Origin of the sequence: Reichenbachiella sp., assembly GCF_033344935.1 — a bacterium.
GTDB lineage: Bacteria > Bacteroidota > Bacteroidia > Cytophagales > Cyclobacteriaceae > Reichenbachiella.
Genome location: NZ_JAWPMM010000001.1, coordinates 1,165,751 through 1,183,948 on the forward strand (window position 1 = coordinate 1,165,751; position 18,198 = coordinate 1,183,948).

General features: G+C 40.8%; 14 protein-coding genes and 1 pseudogene. 6 read left to right on the plus strand and 9 right to left on the minus strand.

Annotation, left to right across the window (positions count from 1 at the left end):
• Positions 1 to 64 precede the first annotated feature (64 nt).
• The 6 genes from R8N23_RS05035 to R8N23_RS05060 all read left to right on the plus strand — a co-directional run bounded on the left by R8N23_RS05035 (position 65) and on the right by R8N23_RS05060 (position 5,730).
• Complete coding sequence (locus R8N23_RS05035) at positions 65 to 811, plus strand: outer membrane lipoprotein-sorting protein (RefSeq protein WP_318170474.1); 747 nt, start codon at positions 65 to 67, stop codon at positions 809 to 811.
• The gene (locus R8N23_RS05040; RefSeq protein WP_318170475.1) at positions 808 to 2,037 is read left to right on the plus strand and encodes an ABC transporter permease; all 1,230 of its coding nucleotides are present in this window, start codon (positions 808 to 810) and stop codon (positions 2,035 to 2,037) included. The genes R8N23_RS05035 and R8N23_RS05040 overlap by 4 nt, the downstream gene beginning before the upstream one ends.
• The gene (locus tag R8N23_RS05045) at positions 2,034 to 3,248 is read left to right on the plus strand and encodes an ABC transporter permease (protein ID WP_318170476.1); all 1,215 of its coding nucleotides are present in this window, start codon (positions 2,034 to 2,036) and stop codon (positions 3,246 to 3,248) included. The genes R8N23_RS05040 and R8N23_RS05045 overlap by 4 nt, the downstream gene beginning before the upstream one ends.
• Before the next feature lie 2 nt (positions 3,249 to 3,250).
• Positions 3,251 to 3,931 carry an ABC transporter ATP-binding protein gene (locus R8N23_RS05050; protein ID WP_318170477.1) on the plus strand — a complete coding sequence of 227 codons (681 nt, stop codon included), beginning with the start codon at positions 3,251 to 3,253 and terminating at the stop codon, positions 3,929 to 3,931.
• A complete protein-coding gene (locus R8N23_RS05055; protein WP_318170478.1) occupies positions 3,918 to 5,075 on the plus strand; it encodes a hypothetical protein in 1,158 nt (385 codons plus the stop codon). The genes R8N23_RS05050 and R8N23_RS05055 overlap by 14 nt, the downstream gene beginning before the upstream one ends.
• 109 nt (positions 5,076 to 5,184) lie before the next feature.
• On the plus strand, positions 5,185 to 5,730 hold the full coding sequence (locus tag R8N23_RS05060; RefSeq protein ID WP_318170479.1) for a hypothetical protein: 546 nt from the start codon (positions 5,185 to 5,187) through the stop codon (positions 5,728 to 5,730).
• A 5-nt stretch (positions 5,731 to 5,735) separates the two neighbouring features.
• On the opposite strand, the gene R8N23_RS05065 is transcribed toward R8N23_RS05060, so the two are convergent.
• The 9 genes and pseudogenes from R8N23_RS05065 to R8N23_RS05105 form a co-directional block, all read right to left on the minus strand.
• Positions 5,736 to 8,174: a zinc-dependent metalloprotease gene (locus tag R8N23_RS05065; RefSeq protein WP_318170480.1), complete on the minus strand. Its 2,439-nt coding sequence runs from the start codon at positions 8,172 to 8,174 to the stop codon at positions 5,736 to 5,738.
• A gap of 15 nt (positions 8,175 to 8,189) precedes the next feature.
• Positions 8,190 to 11,276 carry an ATP-binding cassette domain-containing protein gene (locus tag R8N23_RS05070; RefSeq protein WP_318170481.1) on the minus strand — a complete coding sequence of 1,029 codons (3,087 nt, stop codon included), beginning with the start codon at positions 11,274 to 11,276 and terminating at the stop codon, positions 8,190 to 8,192.
• Between the two features lie 100 nt (positions 11,277 to 11,376).
• Positions 11,377 to 12,189, minus strand: a complete 813-nt coding sequence (locus R8N23_RS05075; RefSeq protein WP_318170482.1) for a hypothetical protein — start codon at positions 12,187 to 12,189, stop codon at positions 11,377 to 11,379.
• Between the two features lie 136 nt (positions 12,190 to 12,325).
• Positions 12,326 to 13,447 carry a glycoside hydrolase family 18 protein gene (locus tag R8N23_RS05080; protein ID WP_318170483.1) on the minus strand — a complete coding sequence of 374 codons (1,122 nt, stop codon included), beginning with the start codon at positions 13,445 to 13,447 and terminating at the stop codon, positions 12,326 to 12,328.
• A 167-nt stretch (positions 13,448 to 13,614) separates the two neighbouring features.
• On the minus strand, positions 13,615 to 14,568 hold the full coding sequence (locus tag R8N23_RS05085) for an aldo/keto reductase (RefSeq protein WP_318170484.1): 954 nt from the start codon (positions 14,566 to 14,568) through the stop codon (positions 13,615 to 13,617).
• Positions 14,569 to 14,678: 110 nt separating this feature from the next.
• Positions 14,679 to 15,152, minus strand: coding sequence for a hypothetical protein (locus tag R8N23_RS05090; protein ID WP_318170485.1), 474 nt, complete (start codon positions 15,150 to 15,152; stop codon positions 14,679 to 14,681).
• 148 nt (positions 15,153 to 15,300) lie between these two features.
• Positions 15,301 to 15,768 (minus strand): annotated as a pseudogene (gene fabZ / locus R8N23_RS05095) (3-hydroxyacyl-ACP dehydratase FabZ); the annotation flags it as partial.
• Between the two features lie 598 nt (positions 15,769 to 16,366).
• A complete protein-coding gene (locus R8N23_RS05100) occupies positions 16,367 to 16,696 on the minus strand; it encodes a GIY-YIG nuclease family protein (protein ID WP_318170486.1) in 330 nt (109 codons plus the stop codon).
• A gap of 239 nt (positions 16,697 to 16,935) precedes the next feature.
• Positions 16,936 to 18,159: an HD domain-containing protein gene (locus tag R8N23_RS05105; protein WP_318170487.1), complete on the minus strand. Its 1,224-nt coding sequence runs from the start codon at positions 18,157 to 18,159 to the stop codon at positions 16,936 to 16,938.
• Positions 18,160 to 18,198: the final 39 nt, after the last annotated feature.

An 18,198-nucleotide genomic window follows, 5' to 3' on the forward strand; every position in this document is an offset into this window, starting at 1 on the left:
TTATTAGAACCTTTTCGTAAAGCGTACGACTATACTATAGGACAAAATGATTTAAATTCATTTCATGATTAAAGCAATCCAAACCCTAAGCCTAATCTGCGGAATAATCCTTTCGACTCACGCGCAAGATCCAAAAAATATCATCCAAAAATCCCTTGATAAAGTTAACGGTAAGAGTAGCCAGGGAGAAATGGAAATGACTATCGTTCGACCAAGGTATACGCGTACCATGACGATGAAATCCTGGAGTTTAGGCAGAGATTATTTCTTGATCTACATCACAGGGCCGGCCAGAGACAAAGGACAAGTTTTTTTGAAACGTCAAACGGACATGTGGAATTGGATCCCGAATATTAGTCGCATGATCAAGTTGCCTCCTTCTATGATGGGACAAAACTGGATGGGGTCGGATTTCACCAATGATGATTTGGTGAAGATGAATAGTTTGGTTGATGACTACACCCATAAGATGATAGGATCAGAAAAAGTGGATGGGATTGAATGCTATCAAATTGAGATGATTCCTAAACCAAACTCTTCAGTGGTATGGGGTAAAATAAATATCTGGATAGGAAAAACAGCATACTATCAAATGAAGGCCGAGTATTATGATGAAGACTTCGAACTGGTGAGTACAATGGAAGCTTCTGAAATCACTCAATTTGATGATCGTAAGTTGCCAGCTAAGATGGTCATGACGCCTATAAATAAACCAGGTAATCAAACCATCATGGTGAATAAAAATCTGAAGTTCGATACGGATTTGGAAGAAAGCTTCTTTTCTCAGCAAAACATGAAACGCGTTCGATGAGGAGAAAAATCACATTGGCTTGGCGCAACTTGTGGCGAAATAAAAAGCGAACCTATATTACATTAGGTTCTGTGACTTTTGCTGTAGTCATTGCCACTATGATGCGAGGTTTGCAGCTTGGTACCTATGATAAAATGTTGGACGACGCCATTACCGCTTCTACCGGCCACGTTGCGCTCATGGATAAGCTGTATTGGGAGGACAAAACCCTGCTCAATAGTATAGAGTTTTCCGAAGATTTGGAATCTACGCTGGATAGTGATGAACGCATTGATTTTTGGGTGCCGCAGTTGATGAGCGGTGTGCTGGCTTCATCCGGACCTCATACACGAGGGGTATTGATACAAGGTGTTGATCCTGCTGTCCAGGATCGACAGATTGGACTGGCGGATAAGATTATTGAAGGAGATTATCTTGACGATAACGATGAAGCGGTGTTGATTGGTAAAGAACTCTCTCAGTTTTTGAGAATTGGAGTTGGAGATACGCTGGTCTTATTAGGGCAGGGTTACATGGGTGTGACTGCTGCTGGCAAGTACCCCATTAAAGGTGTTTTTGACCATCCGATGGCAGAGTTTAACAAGCGTATGATTTTCTTGCCATTAAATGCTGCCCAGTATTTGTTTTTTATGGAAGGTCGATTGACCAATGTGAACTTGGTACTTAAAGACAACGATGAGGTTGAAGAGACTCAGGCTTACTATGAGTCAATAATGGATACCACCCTCTTAGAAGCTCGAGGATGGAGATTGATGAACAGAGAGATTCTTTCGGGAATCGAATCAGACAATTTCTTTGGAAAAATCATGATAGGCATACTTTACATGGTGATTGGGTTTGGATTGTTCGGTACCATTTTGATGATGACCATGGAAAGAAAGAAAGAATTCTCGATTATGATTGCCATAGGAATGAGAAGAACTAAGCTCTTGACACAGGTGATCTTAGAATCGATAATGATTGCCGGATTGGGTGCCTTGGCTGGATTGATTATTAGCTTCCCTGTGGTTTATTTCTACTACCTTAATCCAATTCCAGTGCCGGAAGAAAGTGCAGAAATGTATAGGCAAATGAACATGGAACCCATTCTTCAGATCTCAATCAAGCCGGGCTATATGTTGTTGCAGTTTGCCATTGTGCTAGGAGTCAGTATTGTCGCATCTGTCATTCCGCTCAACAACATTTTGAAATTTAATATTGTGGACATAATCCGAGGAAGGCAATGATTATATCACTCGCTTGGCGCAATGTATGGAGAAATAAAACGCGCAGTGCTGCGGTGATTTTGGCACTTACCGTAGGTTTGTTTGGCGCTTTGTTTATCGCAAGCATGTCCAACGGTATGGTGGATAAATGGATCAAGAGCACGATTGAGAATGAGATATCGGATATTCAAATTCATCATGCCGAATATCTCATTATGGAGGAGCTGGAATTAACCATGGATGAGAACGAACTGAAGGGTGTTCTTCGGAACAATGATCAAGTGAAGTCATTTACCTCTAGGATAAAAACAGAAGCGATGGCGATGACCGCCAATAATAGCGCTCAAATTACACTATATGGCATAGATCCTAATCAGGAAAAACAAGTAACTGAAGTGTATAATCTATTGATTGAGGGGCAATATTTAGAAACCGAATCTCGATTTAAACCCATCATCATATCTGAGCGATTAGCAGAAAAACTAAAAGTTAGGTTGAAATCGAAAATCATATTTACACTGGCGGACAAGACAGGAAATATGGTGTATGAAAATTTTAAAGTAAATGGAATTTTTGATACAAACAGTACCATGTTTGATGACCGCAATGTATTTGTTAGAAAAAGTGATCTGCGAAAGATTCTGAAACTTAACGAGGGTCAGGTGCATGAAATGGCCATTCGCGTTACCAATCAGGAAAACTTATCGAGCACCGTGGCTGTATTGCAGCACACGTTCCCTGATTACAAAACGGAGGATTGGAAGGAAATCAATCCTACGCTAAGTATGAGCGGATCTTTAATGCAGATGTTTAATTATATCCTTGTAGGAATCGTGCTTATTGCTTTGATCTTCGGAATTATCAATACTATGCTGATGGTAATTTTAGAACGGACCAAGGAAATTGGTATGCTCAGATCTCTAGGCATGCGAAAGAAGAAAATTGCTCAAATGATTACGTTAGAAACTATCTTTCTATGTTTGGTAGGGGGAATAATGGGTAATCTTTTGGCGCTCGTTTCCATTGAGTACTTTGGTCGCGTAGGGATGCATTTTGAAAGTTTCAAAGAAGGCATGGAACAATTCGGTATGTCGGCCATTGTCTATCCTACACTAGACTATAGTTTCTATGCAATCATTACAGGCATGGTAGTTTGCACCGCTGTTTTTTCATCCATTTTTCCAATTATTAGGGCTTTTAAGTTAAATCCCGCATTAGCCATAAGAGATTAATCATGAGTGTTATTCAGACCACAGACGTAACGAAAGTTTATAACCCCGATACAGTGCCAGTTCATGCGGTGAATGGTATTTCACTTGCTTTTGAGAAGGGAGAGTTCTCTGCCATTGTTGGACCCTCTGGTTGTGGAAAAACGACATTTTTGAATCTATTAGGCGGACTGGAAATACCAACTAGGGGTTCGGTACATGTGGATGGTCAGGACATTTCTCAGCTCAGTAGTACAGAATTGACGGATTTTAGACTGCACAATATTGGCTTTGTATTTCAAGCTTATAACCTGATACCTGTAATGAGTGCCTATGAGAATGTGGCCTTCATTATGGAATTGCAACAGTTTCCTCAGAAAAGCATTGAGGAGCGAGTGATGGAGCTTTTGGAAGCCATGGAGATCGCAGACAAGGCTCATCAGAGACCGAATCAGTTGTCAGGTGGACAGCAGCAACGAGTGGCTGTGGCCAGAGCTTTGGCGTCTAGGCCAAAGTTCATATTAGCGGATGAACCGACAGCCAATCTGGATAGTAAGGCAACCGCGAACCTTTTGGACTTGATGTTTAAAATGAATGAAAGGGAAGAAACGACCTTTATTTTTTCAACTCATGATGATCGGGTAATGAAACGAGCCAAACGATTGATCAAATTGGAGGATGGGAAGATAGCCGATGAAACGAAGTAAATTTTTAATTCTGGCTTTTACCTGTTTGTTCTGCACGTCTACATGGGCGCAGGATGAAAGCATGGTCCTGAATGGCTATATGAAATACATGCATACGGTGATTCTGCCACCTGGTGATAGTAGTATGATCACAGACAATTTTCTCCACAATCGCTTGAATTATACCTGGTATTGGAATGATAATTTCACTTTTAAGGCCTCTATGAGGAATCGATTTTTCTGGGGAGAGCTGGTTCGTGATATACCGTTTGCGTATAGCAACCTGGGAGATGATCCGGGTTTTTTTGATATGAGTTTTGTATGGAGCAGCAGTTCTAGTACAGTTCTTCATACCATTTTCGATCGAATGAATCTTATGTATCAAAAAAATGACCTGGAAGTGATCGCGGGAAGACAACGGGTGAATTGGGGAACGACATTAATTTGGAACCCCAATGATATTTTTAATTCCTATTCCTTTTTTGATTTCGATTATGAAGAGCGGCCAGGCACGGATGCGGTTCAGGTGAACTATTACACAAGCGCTGCGTCGTCGCTAAGTGTAGTTTATGCATTGGCAGACAGCTTAAAAGGAAGTACGCTGGCGGCCAAATATAAGTTCAACACACATACCTACGATATTCAATTTATGGCTGGTTACCAAAAGGAATTCTTTGTGGCAGGTGGCGGTTGGGCTGGAGACATCAAGGGAGCAGGCTTTAGAGGTGAGGGTACTTATTTCATTCCTATGAATGAAGCGGCTGGAGAGACCCAGTTTGTAGGTTCTATGGAGCTTGATTATACTTTTACCAATGGATTGTATTTTCAAACGGCCTATTTGTTTAATTCCAGAGGCTTGAATGCAAAATCAGGGGATTATGCGGCATTTTACCTGGACCGTAGTTTAAGTGCGCAGACTTTGAGTCCGGCTATGCATAATTTGTTTTTTCAGATTTCCGGGGCACTTTCTCCCATATTAAACACGGCACTAGCGACCATGCTTAATCCTAAAGATGGCTCGCTCTTTATTGGACCCAATGTGACATGGTCCGTGGTTGAAAATTTTGATTTTCTTGTCGCCGCGCAGCTTTTTAGAGGGGATCCTATGACGCTTTACGGTGACGGGGGTTCCATGTTTTTCGGAAGATTTAAGTATAGCTTTTAGGCAAATGGGTCTTACAAAAGATTAAAAAACACTCTCAATCCTGCCGAATTACATACTTTATACTTTTACTAAGATTTAATTTTCAATCTCAACCAAAAAGGAGATTGAAATGAAAAAAGTTATAGCACTTGGCTTGTGTGCTTTTGCCATGCTTGAAATGGCCTTTAGTCAGAGCGAAAAAATTAATAATGGTTATAATCTAGAGAGCTATTGTAATCTTCCTGATTGCAAGTATTTCAAATTCAATAATAATATCGGATTCCCTCAAGGAAAGTTGACCGATTGGGAAATGCTGCACGCGGAGATTGCTGTTAAGAACACAGGAAGTTATTTGCTCACTGGAGACATGGATATCAAGAAAGAGGAGATGGGGGTAAGGCTCACACTTGATATAGAGTTCTTCAATGCTGGCGATGACCTAATCCATACGGCACAAACAACGCTTCTGGAATATTATTCTGAACCAAATTATGCTGAACCCATAGTGGTGAAAGGAGAAATCCCTCAGCATGTTATTGAACAAATGGCGTACCTCAACTTTCTTGTAGTTGAAAGCGAGACAGTGCCGTACTACGAATTAGCCACCAATTGCTATGGCCCTTGCAATAACTATCAGTTGAATGCGAGTATTAAGGCCTTCAAAAAGTCGAAGTAATCCAGTTATTGGCTACAGCCAAAGCCTGATCCAATCGGTGATCCGGCTGGGATTGTTTGAGCTGGTTTTGTCATGAACTTTGAAGGGTTTTGGTAAAATTCTTCGATTAGCCTGTGCGCATATTGGCGGTTGGCTATGGTGCCTTTGCTACTATTCGATTTATACTCTAGTCTGGTTTTCAATCTATTGAGTGCCTGATAAGCTAGTGCATTGGCCTGAGGGTTTGTCGTATCATTGGTGGCCAGATTCATGATATGACCGAGCAAATTCAAATTCACTACGTGTTGAATTTCACCCAAATAACCTTCTTTCGGTTTTTGATACCAAGTAGCGTCAAGCATCTTGTCTAGTAAAAAATCAAGACTAGGTTGTGAGTTGTCCCGACTATGATATTCTATCATACGCGAAGCCCTAGCTGGATTTAGCATGAGCGAAAAGGTAAAATCTGCTGCTGTTTCGGCAGCTCCGAGCGCGTCGAAATTTGGACTGGTTCTAAGATTTACTATTTCTTTGGTTCGATCTTGATGTAGCACGCGAGGAGGTAAGATATTTAACAAGTCCTCAGGGATCGCTAAAGCTTCCGGTTGCACGGTATTAAGCAAGGAGTTGATGGCCTCTACCTGAGTCGTTCCTGTGACAACTTCCGTGATCAATTGACCATCACCTTTCAACGCATATCGATAATTTCTCCCACCAACTAGTTTTACAGCGGCTTCAACTTGATATCGGTGCAAAAAGTACATGGGAACTAAGACTTCCTCTAGTTGAGCATACGGTGTTCCTGTTCGGATGGAATTTTCACCAAGATTATTTAATGCAACCTTACGGACATCCATCAAGTGATTTAGTTCTTCGCTTGGGTTTTTACCATTATCCCATAAATGAGCGAAGGGGTGAGAACCGCCCTGAGGTCGCGCATCCTGATCTGATAAGAAGGTGAGTCCATCGTTCAGGGACTGAGCAATGATTTGATTTAATGAGTCTTCTTCATCGACAGATGCATCGAATTGGGAATAACCATAAGTAATAGCGACTTTGTCCCAAGCTCCAATTTTGTCATCATAGGCATTGTCCAAACTAATCTTTCCATCTATCAGGTCAATTTTTGGGTGAGGGTAGTCCATGACCGAAGCGCGACCTTCAGCACTAGAGGCATAACTATGAGCTAGCCCTATGGTATGTCCCACTTCATGTGCTGACAATTGGCGCAGTCTGGCAAGAGCTAGTTTTTCCATCGTTGGGTCTATCGATTCCTTTGCATATGGTGAGAGCAAGCCTTCGGCAATCAGGTAATCTTGTCTGACACGTAGGGAACCCAAAGTGACATGTCCTTTGATTATTTCACCTGTCCTTGGGTCGACCACGCTGGCACCATAAGACCATCCTCGGGTAGATCGGTGTACCCATTGAATAATATTATATCTGGCATCCATAGGATCTACACCTTCAGGCAATAATTTGACCTGAAAGGCATCCTTGAAACCGGCTGCCTCAAAGGCCTGATTCCACCAGGAGGCCCCTTCTAGTAGCGCACTTCTTATAGGCTCAGGTGCTCCTCGATCCAAATAGTAGACGATTGGTTCGACGGCTTCAGATATTTTTGCCGTAGGGTCTTGCTTAATGAGTCTATGTCTACAAGTATATTTTTTTAATAGTGGCTCGCTGATAGGAGTGGCGTAGTCATAATAAGAGATACCATAAAATCCTGCTCTTGGGTCAAATTTCCTGGTTTGATAGTTGTTATCCGGAAGCTGGACGAAGGAGTGATGAACGGTTACGGTCACTGCTTCTGCAGAAGGAGTTACTGAATAAATCCAGTCGCCTTGTGGGCTGCCTGCAAAAGTGAGTATAGCATCAAATTCTGTGTTTTTGGGGAAGTTTTTAATTCTTGCTGTGTTTAATGCTGATCTGCTTGGGTCTAGTGAGTAGTTACCTTGCTGAGTTTGTGCTAAGGTTTTGGCTATACCAACGGCATCTCTGATGATAAAATCGGTGATGTCTATTTTGAAAACCCCATTGTTGTTTTGTAATATTTCAAATCCCCAAATCACGGATTGGGCAAAAGCTTCTTCAACTGCACGGGCTTCATCTGGATTGTTGCTGATGGCTCGATAATCATAGTTGGGCTGGATGAGCAGGAGCTTGTTACCAGCTTTTTGAAACTTCACTACTTTCTCGCCACTCAGTTGACCACGATCCAACCCGATATCATTGGACCCAACGCCTGAGGATAAGGAGGGCAGGTATAGAAACTCCTCATCTAGCCTCGAAATATGAAGGTAAATTCGATCAGTTGTTTCATCGATAGAATAATCGATAAACCCTTTGATAATTGCTTCAGAAGCCGCAAGATTTGATGTAGCTGATTTATCCTTTTTCTTTTTTTGAGCGTTGGCGTTTAATGTCGCCACGGCAAGCAGTGCGAGTAAATAGTTGAGCTTCATTTGAGTATGTTGTGGTTAGTATTTAGTGAATTTGTTGGTAATAAAAGTTAGACATTTTCGAAGTACATCATAATAGAGGGTCATGTAAAAAAATGCGGTCATGAGCCATATAATGATGATATTGAAATAAAAAGTATCAATTTGTGCATTCCCAAAAACTTTAACCGGAGCATAAAAGTGGGCATTGCCAATATTTGAGTCTGGTGTTTTGAATATGGGATCTTTCTTTTGAATCAACTCATCGTCTGCCTCGAAGATTTTTTCTATTTCATCTCGATTGGTTACCAGATTTTCAAGAGTCTTATTGTGGCTTGCATTCTTGAGTTCCAATAGACCCTCTTTTCCCAATTGTTCTACCATTTCATAGTAGTGAGATTCTCTCTCCTTTACCGCTTCATCTTTGAAGTTTTTGTATTTTTTTCTAAGCAAATTGAGTTGAGCTAGAATTTGGTGGTGTGAGGTGGAGTCGTATTTTTCCATATCGAGAAATCGCAGTCGGTAAAACTGTGTATTCCCGTCTTTGGCCTGCATTTTCTCTAATTCTTTTCTACAAATATCGATTTCACGTTGCAAAGCACTGGATTGATTTCCAGCCTGAATATTTTGATAAACTAGTTTGAGTTTAGTTTGAATTTTTGGAATGAGGTAGGCAAAGTTGAAACTGGCATCGCTCATTCGTTTATCATAATCAAAGAAATGCTTTTCATAGTTGTTGTTGCTGAATAGCTCTACAGCTAAAGCTTCATAAGCCCACCGAGAGACCATGGCATCACCCACTAGTGGTACGTGTTTTTTGTCTCCGATCTTGTAGTGTAGCTCATCAAACTTAATCATAGCTCCTCCCAATAAAAGTTGTGGCACCAAAATGAGTGGGATAAGGATATAAATGGTCACGATAGAATTTAGCCCAGAAGAAATGTTCAGCCCGACCATATTAGCAAAACAGGCTGCCGAAAATAAGACGAGCCAAAAACTAAAGTTCAGGTCCTTGATTTCTAACAAGTAATTTCCAAACCACACAAAAATGAACATCTGCAAGGCAGATAGACAAAATAGAAAGATGATTTTAGAATTGATATAGCTGAATCGACTAAGATTCAAAAACGACTCACGTTCGAGTACTTTCTTGTCTTTGAAAATTTCTTCTGCACTCACCGATAGCCCTAGAAAAAGGGCCACAACCACAGTCATAAATAGATAAACTGGAATGTTTTTATTTTCACTAAAGATATATTCATTACCAACCGAGTACTTGGCCAGTACACCCAAAATCAATGCTAATAGGGGTGGTTCAAGGAGATTGAGCAGAATATACTGTAGGTTAGTTTTTTTCGAAAGCAAGATTCTTTGCAGGAATATATTGGACTGCTGTGCCAAATTTGGAATCAAGAAGTTGGAAGGAGGAAGCGCGGTTTGAAACTTAATTTTCTTGAGCTTTGGCGCCAAATTCTCCAAGTACTTGTCATACCATTGAGCAGGTGAAATTTTCCTTTGTTTGGTGGCTTCACCCACTTCGTTTATTTCCTTGGCTTCTATGATGTGAAGAATCTGTTCGGGGATCACGTTTCCGCAGACTCTACATTCACTTTCTGCCGCATTCACTTGTGTATTCATGGTTTTGAAATACACCACGGCGTCTACAGGGTTTCCATTGTAAATGGGGTATCCTCCTTTGTCAAGCAGCCAGAGTTTGTCAAACAATTTGAAAATGTCCGACGACGGCTGATGAATAATGGCAATGACCAGTTTGCCCTTTCTGCTTTGTTCTTTCAATAGATTCATCACCACTTCTGAGTCCATAGAAGAAAGCCCAGAGGTGGGCTCATCTACGAAAAGAACAGAGGGCTCACGGAGTAGTTCCAACGCTATATTGAGACGTTTACGCTGACCGCCACTGATAAACTTATTGAGTGGGCTGCCCACCTGAAGGTCTCGAATTTCGTCGATATCCAAGTCTTCAAGAACTTTGTTAATCGCCTGATCAAGTCTTTTCTTGGAGAAATCACTGAAAGAAAGGCGCGCATTGAAAAATAAGTTTTGATAGACTGTTAGTTCTTCAAACAAAAGGTCATCCTGAGGGACATATCCAATAACCCCGGATTGCACACATCTAGGGATGCTGTGTCCATTTATTTTAATTTTTCCACCAGAAGGTTCTAATTTGCCATTGAGCAAATTAATGAGCGTGGACTTGCCCGTGCCACTACCTCCCATGATACCGATGAGCTGACCAGATTCTTCGTAAAAACTGAAAGGCTGGATGCCGTTGTTACTGTTCTTAAACTTGAACTGCATATCATCCCCATGCAAAACAAGATTTACCTTCTTAAGGTCTAGTAAGAATCTCTTACTGATTTCTGATTCGTAAATCGGCTCAATACTGCTGCCTTTTATAATGGCGCCGGATTTAAGAATGTAGGTTTTGTTTTTGGAAATTTTGTTCCCTTCTAAATACAAATTTAGTGGGCCATCGTATTGGATGACGAAGGTGCCTATGCTCTGAATAAATAGGACTTTGATCTGTCCAAACAGATTTTCAACATGGATATGCCTGAACTCATTAATGCCTGGTTCCTTTTTCTTTTTCATCATCCAAGCAATCTCCTCCGGCCATTCGGTCACCTTATTATCGATGATCATGCCGTTGGCCTTGGATAATTCCTTTATTTCAGGATCTAGGATGAAGGAGGTGATGTCATTAATTTCTTGTTTGGGTAGATTGAAATTCAACGCAACCAGCTGCATAAAGTCATTTTCCTTGTCAGAGACTTTATTATCTGTATTGATTAATTCCACCAGCTGAATGAAAACAATCACCCGTTCGTGCTGAAGTAGTTCTTTGTTTAGCTGTTGGCAGATTTTGGTGACCTGAATGATGTTTTTAGTTTCGTTCTCCAACTCTTCCTCTGACGAAGAAGCTTCTCGTCTGTAGAACTCAACATAGTCTTGGTAAAGGTTTAGGTATTGTTCTGCAAGATCATGATTAAGTTGGGCTTCCAGATAGGGTTTCACAATGATATGGCCTGAATCGACCACTTCGTCTTTCACACTTTCAATAATGGCAAACAAGCGCATCAAGGCGTTGATAATCGATTCACTCATGCAGGTAACAACTTTGTTATGGGTTTAGGAATTTAAATATAGAAAAAAAGGCACCCCGATTCATCAGGATGCCTTTTTATTAATTGGATGATAATTGGTTTTAGCCAATAATCTCGTTTCTTGTACTCTCTACGTTGCTAAAAATGTCATCAAGCTGACCTTTCGTAATTCCTGTAGCCGGGTCAATGCCCTCATAGATGATTTGCATGAATTGCAGCAATGGCCTTACAGCTTCAATGTCTGGGTCGTCAGCGTATTGAGTAGCAAACTCAGCTAATTTGTTCGCTGATTTTTTCTGCTCAGCTACTATGTTTAGCATTCTTGGATCATAGTCACTAGAGATAGCTAGTTGGCAAGTGATGTAGATGCCTTCAATCCAGCTGCCAGCTACTACCAAGAAAGACATTTTATCTTGTCCTGACTTGTTGAGCTCTGAGTAAGTGTTGTAGAATGATTTAGTTACAATAAGTATCAAAGAATCCTTGTTGTCAAGATTTTTTTCTACTCTGGCTACCATCTCATCGTCAAAAACACCTGGTATTTCTAAACCATCGATCAAAGCTTTAGATGCCTTTAACATTTGCATCGTTTCTTCCTGACTGTTGTAGGTGCAGGCATAGCTTAAATCAGCACCGTAGATTCCGAGGTTCAGTGCTTTATCTCTCTGGGTCTCGTATTTGTCTACGTTTTCGATTGGATTTGTAATGTTCCAAACGAATGCAGCACCAGCGTCTTGTAGTAGTTCCGTTACCTCAAAAGAAGTTGGGATTGGATATTTGAATTCCTTTTCCACCTTTTCTTTTACATTTTCTAAAGTGGCCACATCAGCCTCTTCAGATTTCTTACCAGAACTACAGGCTACTACTGAAGCTGCCAAAATAGCAATAGATAGAATGCTTAGAATATTTTTCATGATTTAGATTTAATTATCGTCTCTTTACTAAAGGGGCAATTTAAAAGAATTGGGCTAGAAAAGTAAAGCCAAATCAATAATTTGATTTGGCTTTGCAAAGTGTGACAATATATGTCGGATATTTTCGGCGTTGAGTTTAGTTATTTGCTGCTTTGTACATGGCATCCAACAAACCATTTTGTTTTTTATCGTTTCTCAGTTCCCAAAACATAATGCCCCCTAATTTTTTGTCTTTCACATATTTTACCTTGGTTTCCACAGATTGAGGATTGTCATAGGTGGCAAATTGGTGCAGAGTTTCACTATAGGCATACGGCGCCATGCTTACACTATCCCAATAGGTTTGAAAACCATTGTCAGCAGAAAGTGTGCTGTCCAAATTTGGATAGCCAATTCCCTTTAGAAACTTTCCAGATTGATAGAGGCCATTATTTTCTTTTGGTACATTTTCCCAAACACGGGCATAAAAAGCCGCGCCAATGACAATTTTGTTCAATGGAACACCGATGGAGTCTAAAAACTGAACGGCATAGTCTGTGGATACTTCTTGCAATGGGTTGGAATACAAAGCCGTATGATGTCCAGTCTCTGTACTGAAGCCATTGATCAGGTCATAGGACATTAGATTGACTCTATTGAATAAAGGCATTACTTTATCCCATTCCACAGATTCAATAAGAAATTTATCAAAACCACCGGCAGCAAAACTGAGCTCGTAGCCTTCGCCCATAGCTGCACGAAGTTCCTGAACCAATGCCGTGAAGTTTTGTTTGTCTTCCGGTTTGTATTCATGCCCCGGAAAACCTTCAATGGCCGGATACTCCCAGTCTAGATCTATACCATCCGCGTTGTACTGTTTTAGTACGTTGACAACCGACGCTGCGAATACTTTTCTATTCTCATCAGTCGAGAAAACGGGAGAGCAGGTTTCACAACCACCCCATCCGCCTAGAGATACCAATACTTTCAGGTCTGGGTATTGCTCTTTTAGTGAAGTAATCTGTAGCAATGAAATACTGTCTTCAGCATTGTCGATAGTAAGTTGATTGCCTTTGAGGTGCATGAAACTGAATATGATCTGATCCAGCTTGTCGATCGGATAGTCGCCGATTTCTGAACCGGGTCCGCTGTAATAAGCGATGATGTCCAGAGATGGCTTAGTGTCTTCTGGCATATCTTGTACTGCTGATTCTTTCGGGCTACAGGCAGCCCAAAATATGGCAATACCGATGAAAAATAAATGTTTTGAATAATTCATGTATGATTTTTTAGAATGAAAAATGGAATAACCATGCCTTCAATAATGAAGGTAAATCATACGAGTTTTAGAAAAAAAGCTATTCGCTCAATGGCAGGAATGAGACTCTGAATGTAAAATAATTTTCACCAATCGGTGGATGTTGAATGGCCTATCTACCTTAAGGCCTATTCATCCCAGAGATTGGCCAGTGTGTAATCAGATCCAGGTAAGGCAAAAAATGTCCCAGTCACATATCGAAAATGCCTGTCCAATTGATTGATTTGATTCATTTCTTCTACAGACAATTTAATGTTAGCAGCTTCCAGATTCTGCTTGAGACGTGCTTCATTCGTAGATTTTGGGATAACTACGGTGTCCCTATTTACAGCCCAGGCGATTAGCACTTGAGCCGGTGAACAGTTATGGTTTTCTGCTATGGCTTGTATTGCTGGTATTTCGAACATATCCGGTTCGTCCTCTGCCTTCATCTGAGGAATACGGTCTCTAGACCCTAAGGGCGAATAAGCAGTTAAAATAACCTCTTCTTTTTTGCAGAAATCAAGTAAGTCTTTTTGCTGAAGCAAAGGATGAAGTTCTACTTGGTTGACCTCAATTTTCTGAGAGGCAGATTGGTTGACTTGTGCAATTTTTTTAGCGCTGAAGTTAGATACACCAATATGTTTGGCCAGGCCAGCTTCTTTAATCTCTTCCATACCCGCCCAGGTTTCTTCTAGAGGGATTTTATCTAAACTGATCAATCCATTTCCTTCATGAGGGAAGATGACATCCTTTTGATGAGCCACTGGCCAGTGAATCAAATACAAGTCGAGGTAGTCAAGTTGTAAAGCTTTGAGTGTCATATCCAGACACTCTTTTACATCGTTTTTTCGGTGATGGGTGTTCCATAGTTTGGAGGTGATCCATAGCTCTTCTCGATTCACCTCGCCGGTCATGATGGCGTCACTCAGCGCTGCTCCTATTTCAGTTTCATTTTGATAGATATAGGCACAGTCAAAATGCTTATACCCAACAGATATGGCGGTACGAATGGCTTTGTAAACTTCGCCAGGTTCTGACTTCCAGGTGCCAAGGCCGAGAGCTGGCATTTGATCTCCGTTGCTGAGTGGGTATGTTTTCATAATCATAGGCTTTTATTAAAGCTACAAGTTTTATATTCAGCTTGAAAATGTATGGGCACAAAAAAACCTCTTGAGCTAGCTCAAGAGGTTTTTTTGAATAATTATGTTTTTTATTGAGGGAATGCGAATGTAAAATCCCATTCTCCGCCTATTTGCTTTATTCTTCCTCCTGTTGAAGGCTGTACAACGGTAAAAGTGGTTTCAAGCTGAGTTGTTCCAACTGCAACAGCGACATCTGTCGTGCCATCTCTTACAATTACTTTGCCATCTGTACCTTCTTTAAATGCCCAGTCACCATTTGCAGGCCAAACGTCAGTGTTTGGAGAGTTGGTCGTTGTGTATTTACCGCCATCTACTCCACCTGTAAATGTCAAGGTCATTGTAGACCACTCTAAAGTGGAAGCACCATCTGGAGGTGTAACATCACTAAAAGATGCTTGACCTTTAGTAAGTGCTTCTGCGATAGCGATTGTAGCATCTACATCGCCTGCACCATCGTCATCGTCTCCTCCTCCACAGCTCGCCATAGTTACTACGAGTGATAGAACTAGCGAGTACTTTAAAATGTTTAAAAAATGTTTCATTGTTGTTGTGTGTTTTAAAATAATTAAAATCCTAATTGATCAAAAATATATCATTTTGGATATTATACCTAATCACTTTCATACATTTCGATCAATAGTTGATCGTGTTTGAATGAAATAGTAGGGATTAAGATATTAGTTGATAAGACTAAGCGTCTTTTCTTACGATAGTGGCGGTCATTTCTCCTTCGCAGACGAGTTTGCCTCCCACTTTAGCCGTACCTTTCATTTTTGCAATGCCTCTTCTGATAGGGGCAAGCAATTCACAAGTTATCTCCAAAGTATCACCAGGCAATACCATTTTTCTGAATTTGAACTTTTCGACACCCATAAAGTAAGCCCAGTAATTTTCGGGGTCGGGTACCGAAGTCAATACCAAAATGCCACCGATTTGTGCCATAGCTTCTATTTGAAGTACGCCAGGCATCACAGGATTGTCGGGAAAGTGACCTTGAAAAAATGGTTCGTTGAATGTCACATTTTTTATACCCGCCACAGTGGTATCGTCCTTATAAAAGATCTTGTCTATTAAGAGAAAAGGATAACGGTGAGGTAAAATTTTTGTGATTTGATTGATGTCAAAAGCCGCTGGCATTGTTGGGTCATATGCCGGAACTACTGATTCGGTTTTTTCCATTCTAATATTATTAACAATTGTTTGATTTGATTTGAAGGTGGCAATTTAGTGGAAATTTCTTCAAGATGCGTAGGCACTGTTTGAAATTTGATTTTGCATAAATGTTACGAAGATCCCTCCACTTGCGCTCCGGGATGACTTGTTCTTTTGTTTGTCAAGGCTGCTACCCAAGTCATTTCGTAGCGCAGCGGAGAAATCTTCGCTCTACAGAAACGATTAAATCTGAAACCCACTGTATGGAAAAAGAGACGGCAGCGGTATTCAGTGAGAGTTTTTTGCGAAAGCGTACCTTCTTGATGCTGAGTGGGCATCTTACTTCGAAGATCCCTTCACTACGTTACGGGATAGCTCGGTCTTCTGCTTGTCAAGGCTACTATTCAAGTCATTTCGCAGTGAGACATGACCAGAGAAATCTTGGTGAAACATCTATTGAAACTTTAATCCTCTATCAAGGGAATCATTATATTGGTTTGTCGTCAGTGCTATGGTATGCTTTTATTATGATTGTCAAGTCTTCCCTCAAAGTCATTTCGTAGCGCAGCGAAGAAATCTTCGCGATAGAAGGAAGACTTGGCTTTCAATAGTTCGATTGCACATCAGGGTGGGGAGGCCATTCCATGATGATGGGGTTTAGCGACTTCCAACCTGGATTGGTTTGATTGATTAATGCTTCTTTTTTAGCTCTATTCCAATCCTTAATTTCCTTTTCTCTTTTGATAGCATGCATGGCTCGAGGAAATTCTTCAAAATAAATGAGGTTGTAGCAGTAAAACTTGCCTGCAAACGACTTTTTGCTGCCCTTGTTTCTAAAGTGCTCTACAATCCTTCTCTCCAAGTTATTGGTCATGCCAGTGTAAAGGACTGTTTTATTAGAATTGGTTGTGATGTAGGTAAAGTAGGTCGGCATGGAACGGTTACAAATTTAGTAAAAGTAATAAATACGAAGATCCCTCCGCTTCGCTACGGGATGGCTCGTTCTTCTGTTTGTCAAGGTTGCTACCTAAGCCATTTCGTAATGAAGCTCAAGCGGAATGGAGAAATCTTCGCGTTAGAAGGGAGACTTGGCTTTCAATAGTTGGATTGCACAATAGGGTGAGGAGGCCATTCTGTGATGGTTGGGTTGATGAACGTCAAACCTTTGTGCCCTCATACCTCCGGCCAGCAAAAGAAGTGCTTGGTTACAATCTTGCTCATGGCTTTAATGTTGGGTAGGTCAGTGGCTTTTACAATGTCCAGAACAAGTCCTTTTTTGGTTAAAATCTTGATTTTCTGGCCACTTGAAATATAAGCCGAATTGCTAATCTGACCTGATCCAGTATAAAACTCCAACTCTTCATCGTTGAGTTTGTATTTGTTTTTCACCTTGCTCTTCAAGGTTTCAGTCCATTCGTCTAACGGTTTTTCACTGGCCAGTATGATTTTGAAAATCTTTCGTTCGAGGAGTTTGGTGCTTAAGCCCGATAGTACGGTATCCTTGTGTTCTCTCCAAAATTTCATTGAGCCCCAAATATCACTATCGTCGAGAAGTGCAAACAAATCCAAAATCTCAGGATCTTCCTCAAAGTGATTCAATTCGATATTTCGTTCGAGCAGCATTTTTAGTGCAGGGGTGGCTTCTACTTCAATCCCATTTTGTGTTAAATATTTTGCTCGGGTAATGAGTTTAATGAGCATTTCCTCTCCACTTACCGCTGTTTTGTGCAGATAAACTTGCCAATACATGAGTCTTCTCGCACTTAGAAAATTTTCTATACTATAAATGCCTTTTTCTTCCACTACGATTTCATCATCATGCACATTGAGCATGTTGATGATCCTTTCTGATCCAATGTGACCTTCTGACACTCCTGTGAAGTACGAGTCTCTTTTTAAATAATCCAATCGATCGATATCCAGCTGACTAGAAACGAGTTGATAAAAGAATTTTCTAGGGTATTGGTTAGTGAATATTTGTAGTGCAGTAGTCAGTGCCCCGTTAAACTCTTTGTTGAGTCTTTCGAAAAAAAGAACGGATATCTTCTCGTGAGTCACATTGTTAAGCAGATTGAATTCTAATGTGTGAGAAAAGGGGCCGTGTCCAATGTCATGCAGCAAAATGGCAATAAGGCATGCTTCGAACTCTTCATCCGAAATTTCTATTCTTTTTGATCGCAAGCTATACAACGCTTGCTGCATCAAATACATTGAACCTATAGCATGGTGAAAACGAGTATGCAATGCCCCTGGGTAGATAAGACTTGTAAGACCCAGTTGCTTGATCTGACGGAGGCGTTGGAAGAAGGGATGTTCTATGATTTCAAAAATCAGGTCGTTGGGGATGGTGATAAAGCCATAGACCGGATCATTTATGATTTTGTTTTTGTTCGTCATCAAATTGAGATGTGATTAGTAGGTAGTTGTGTCCGGTTT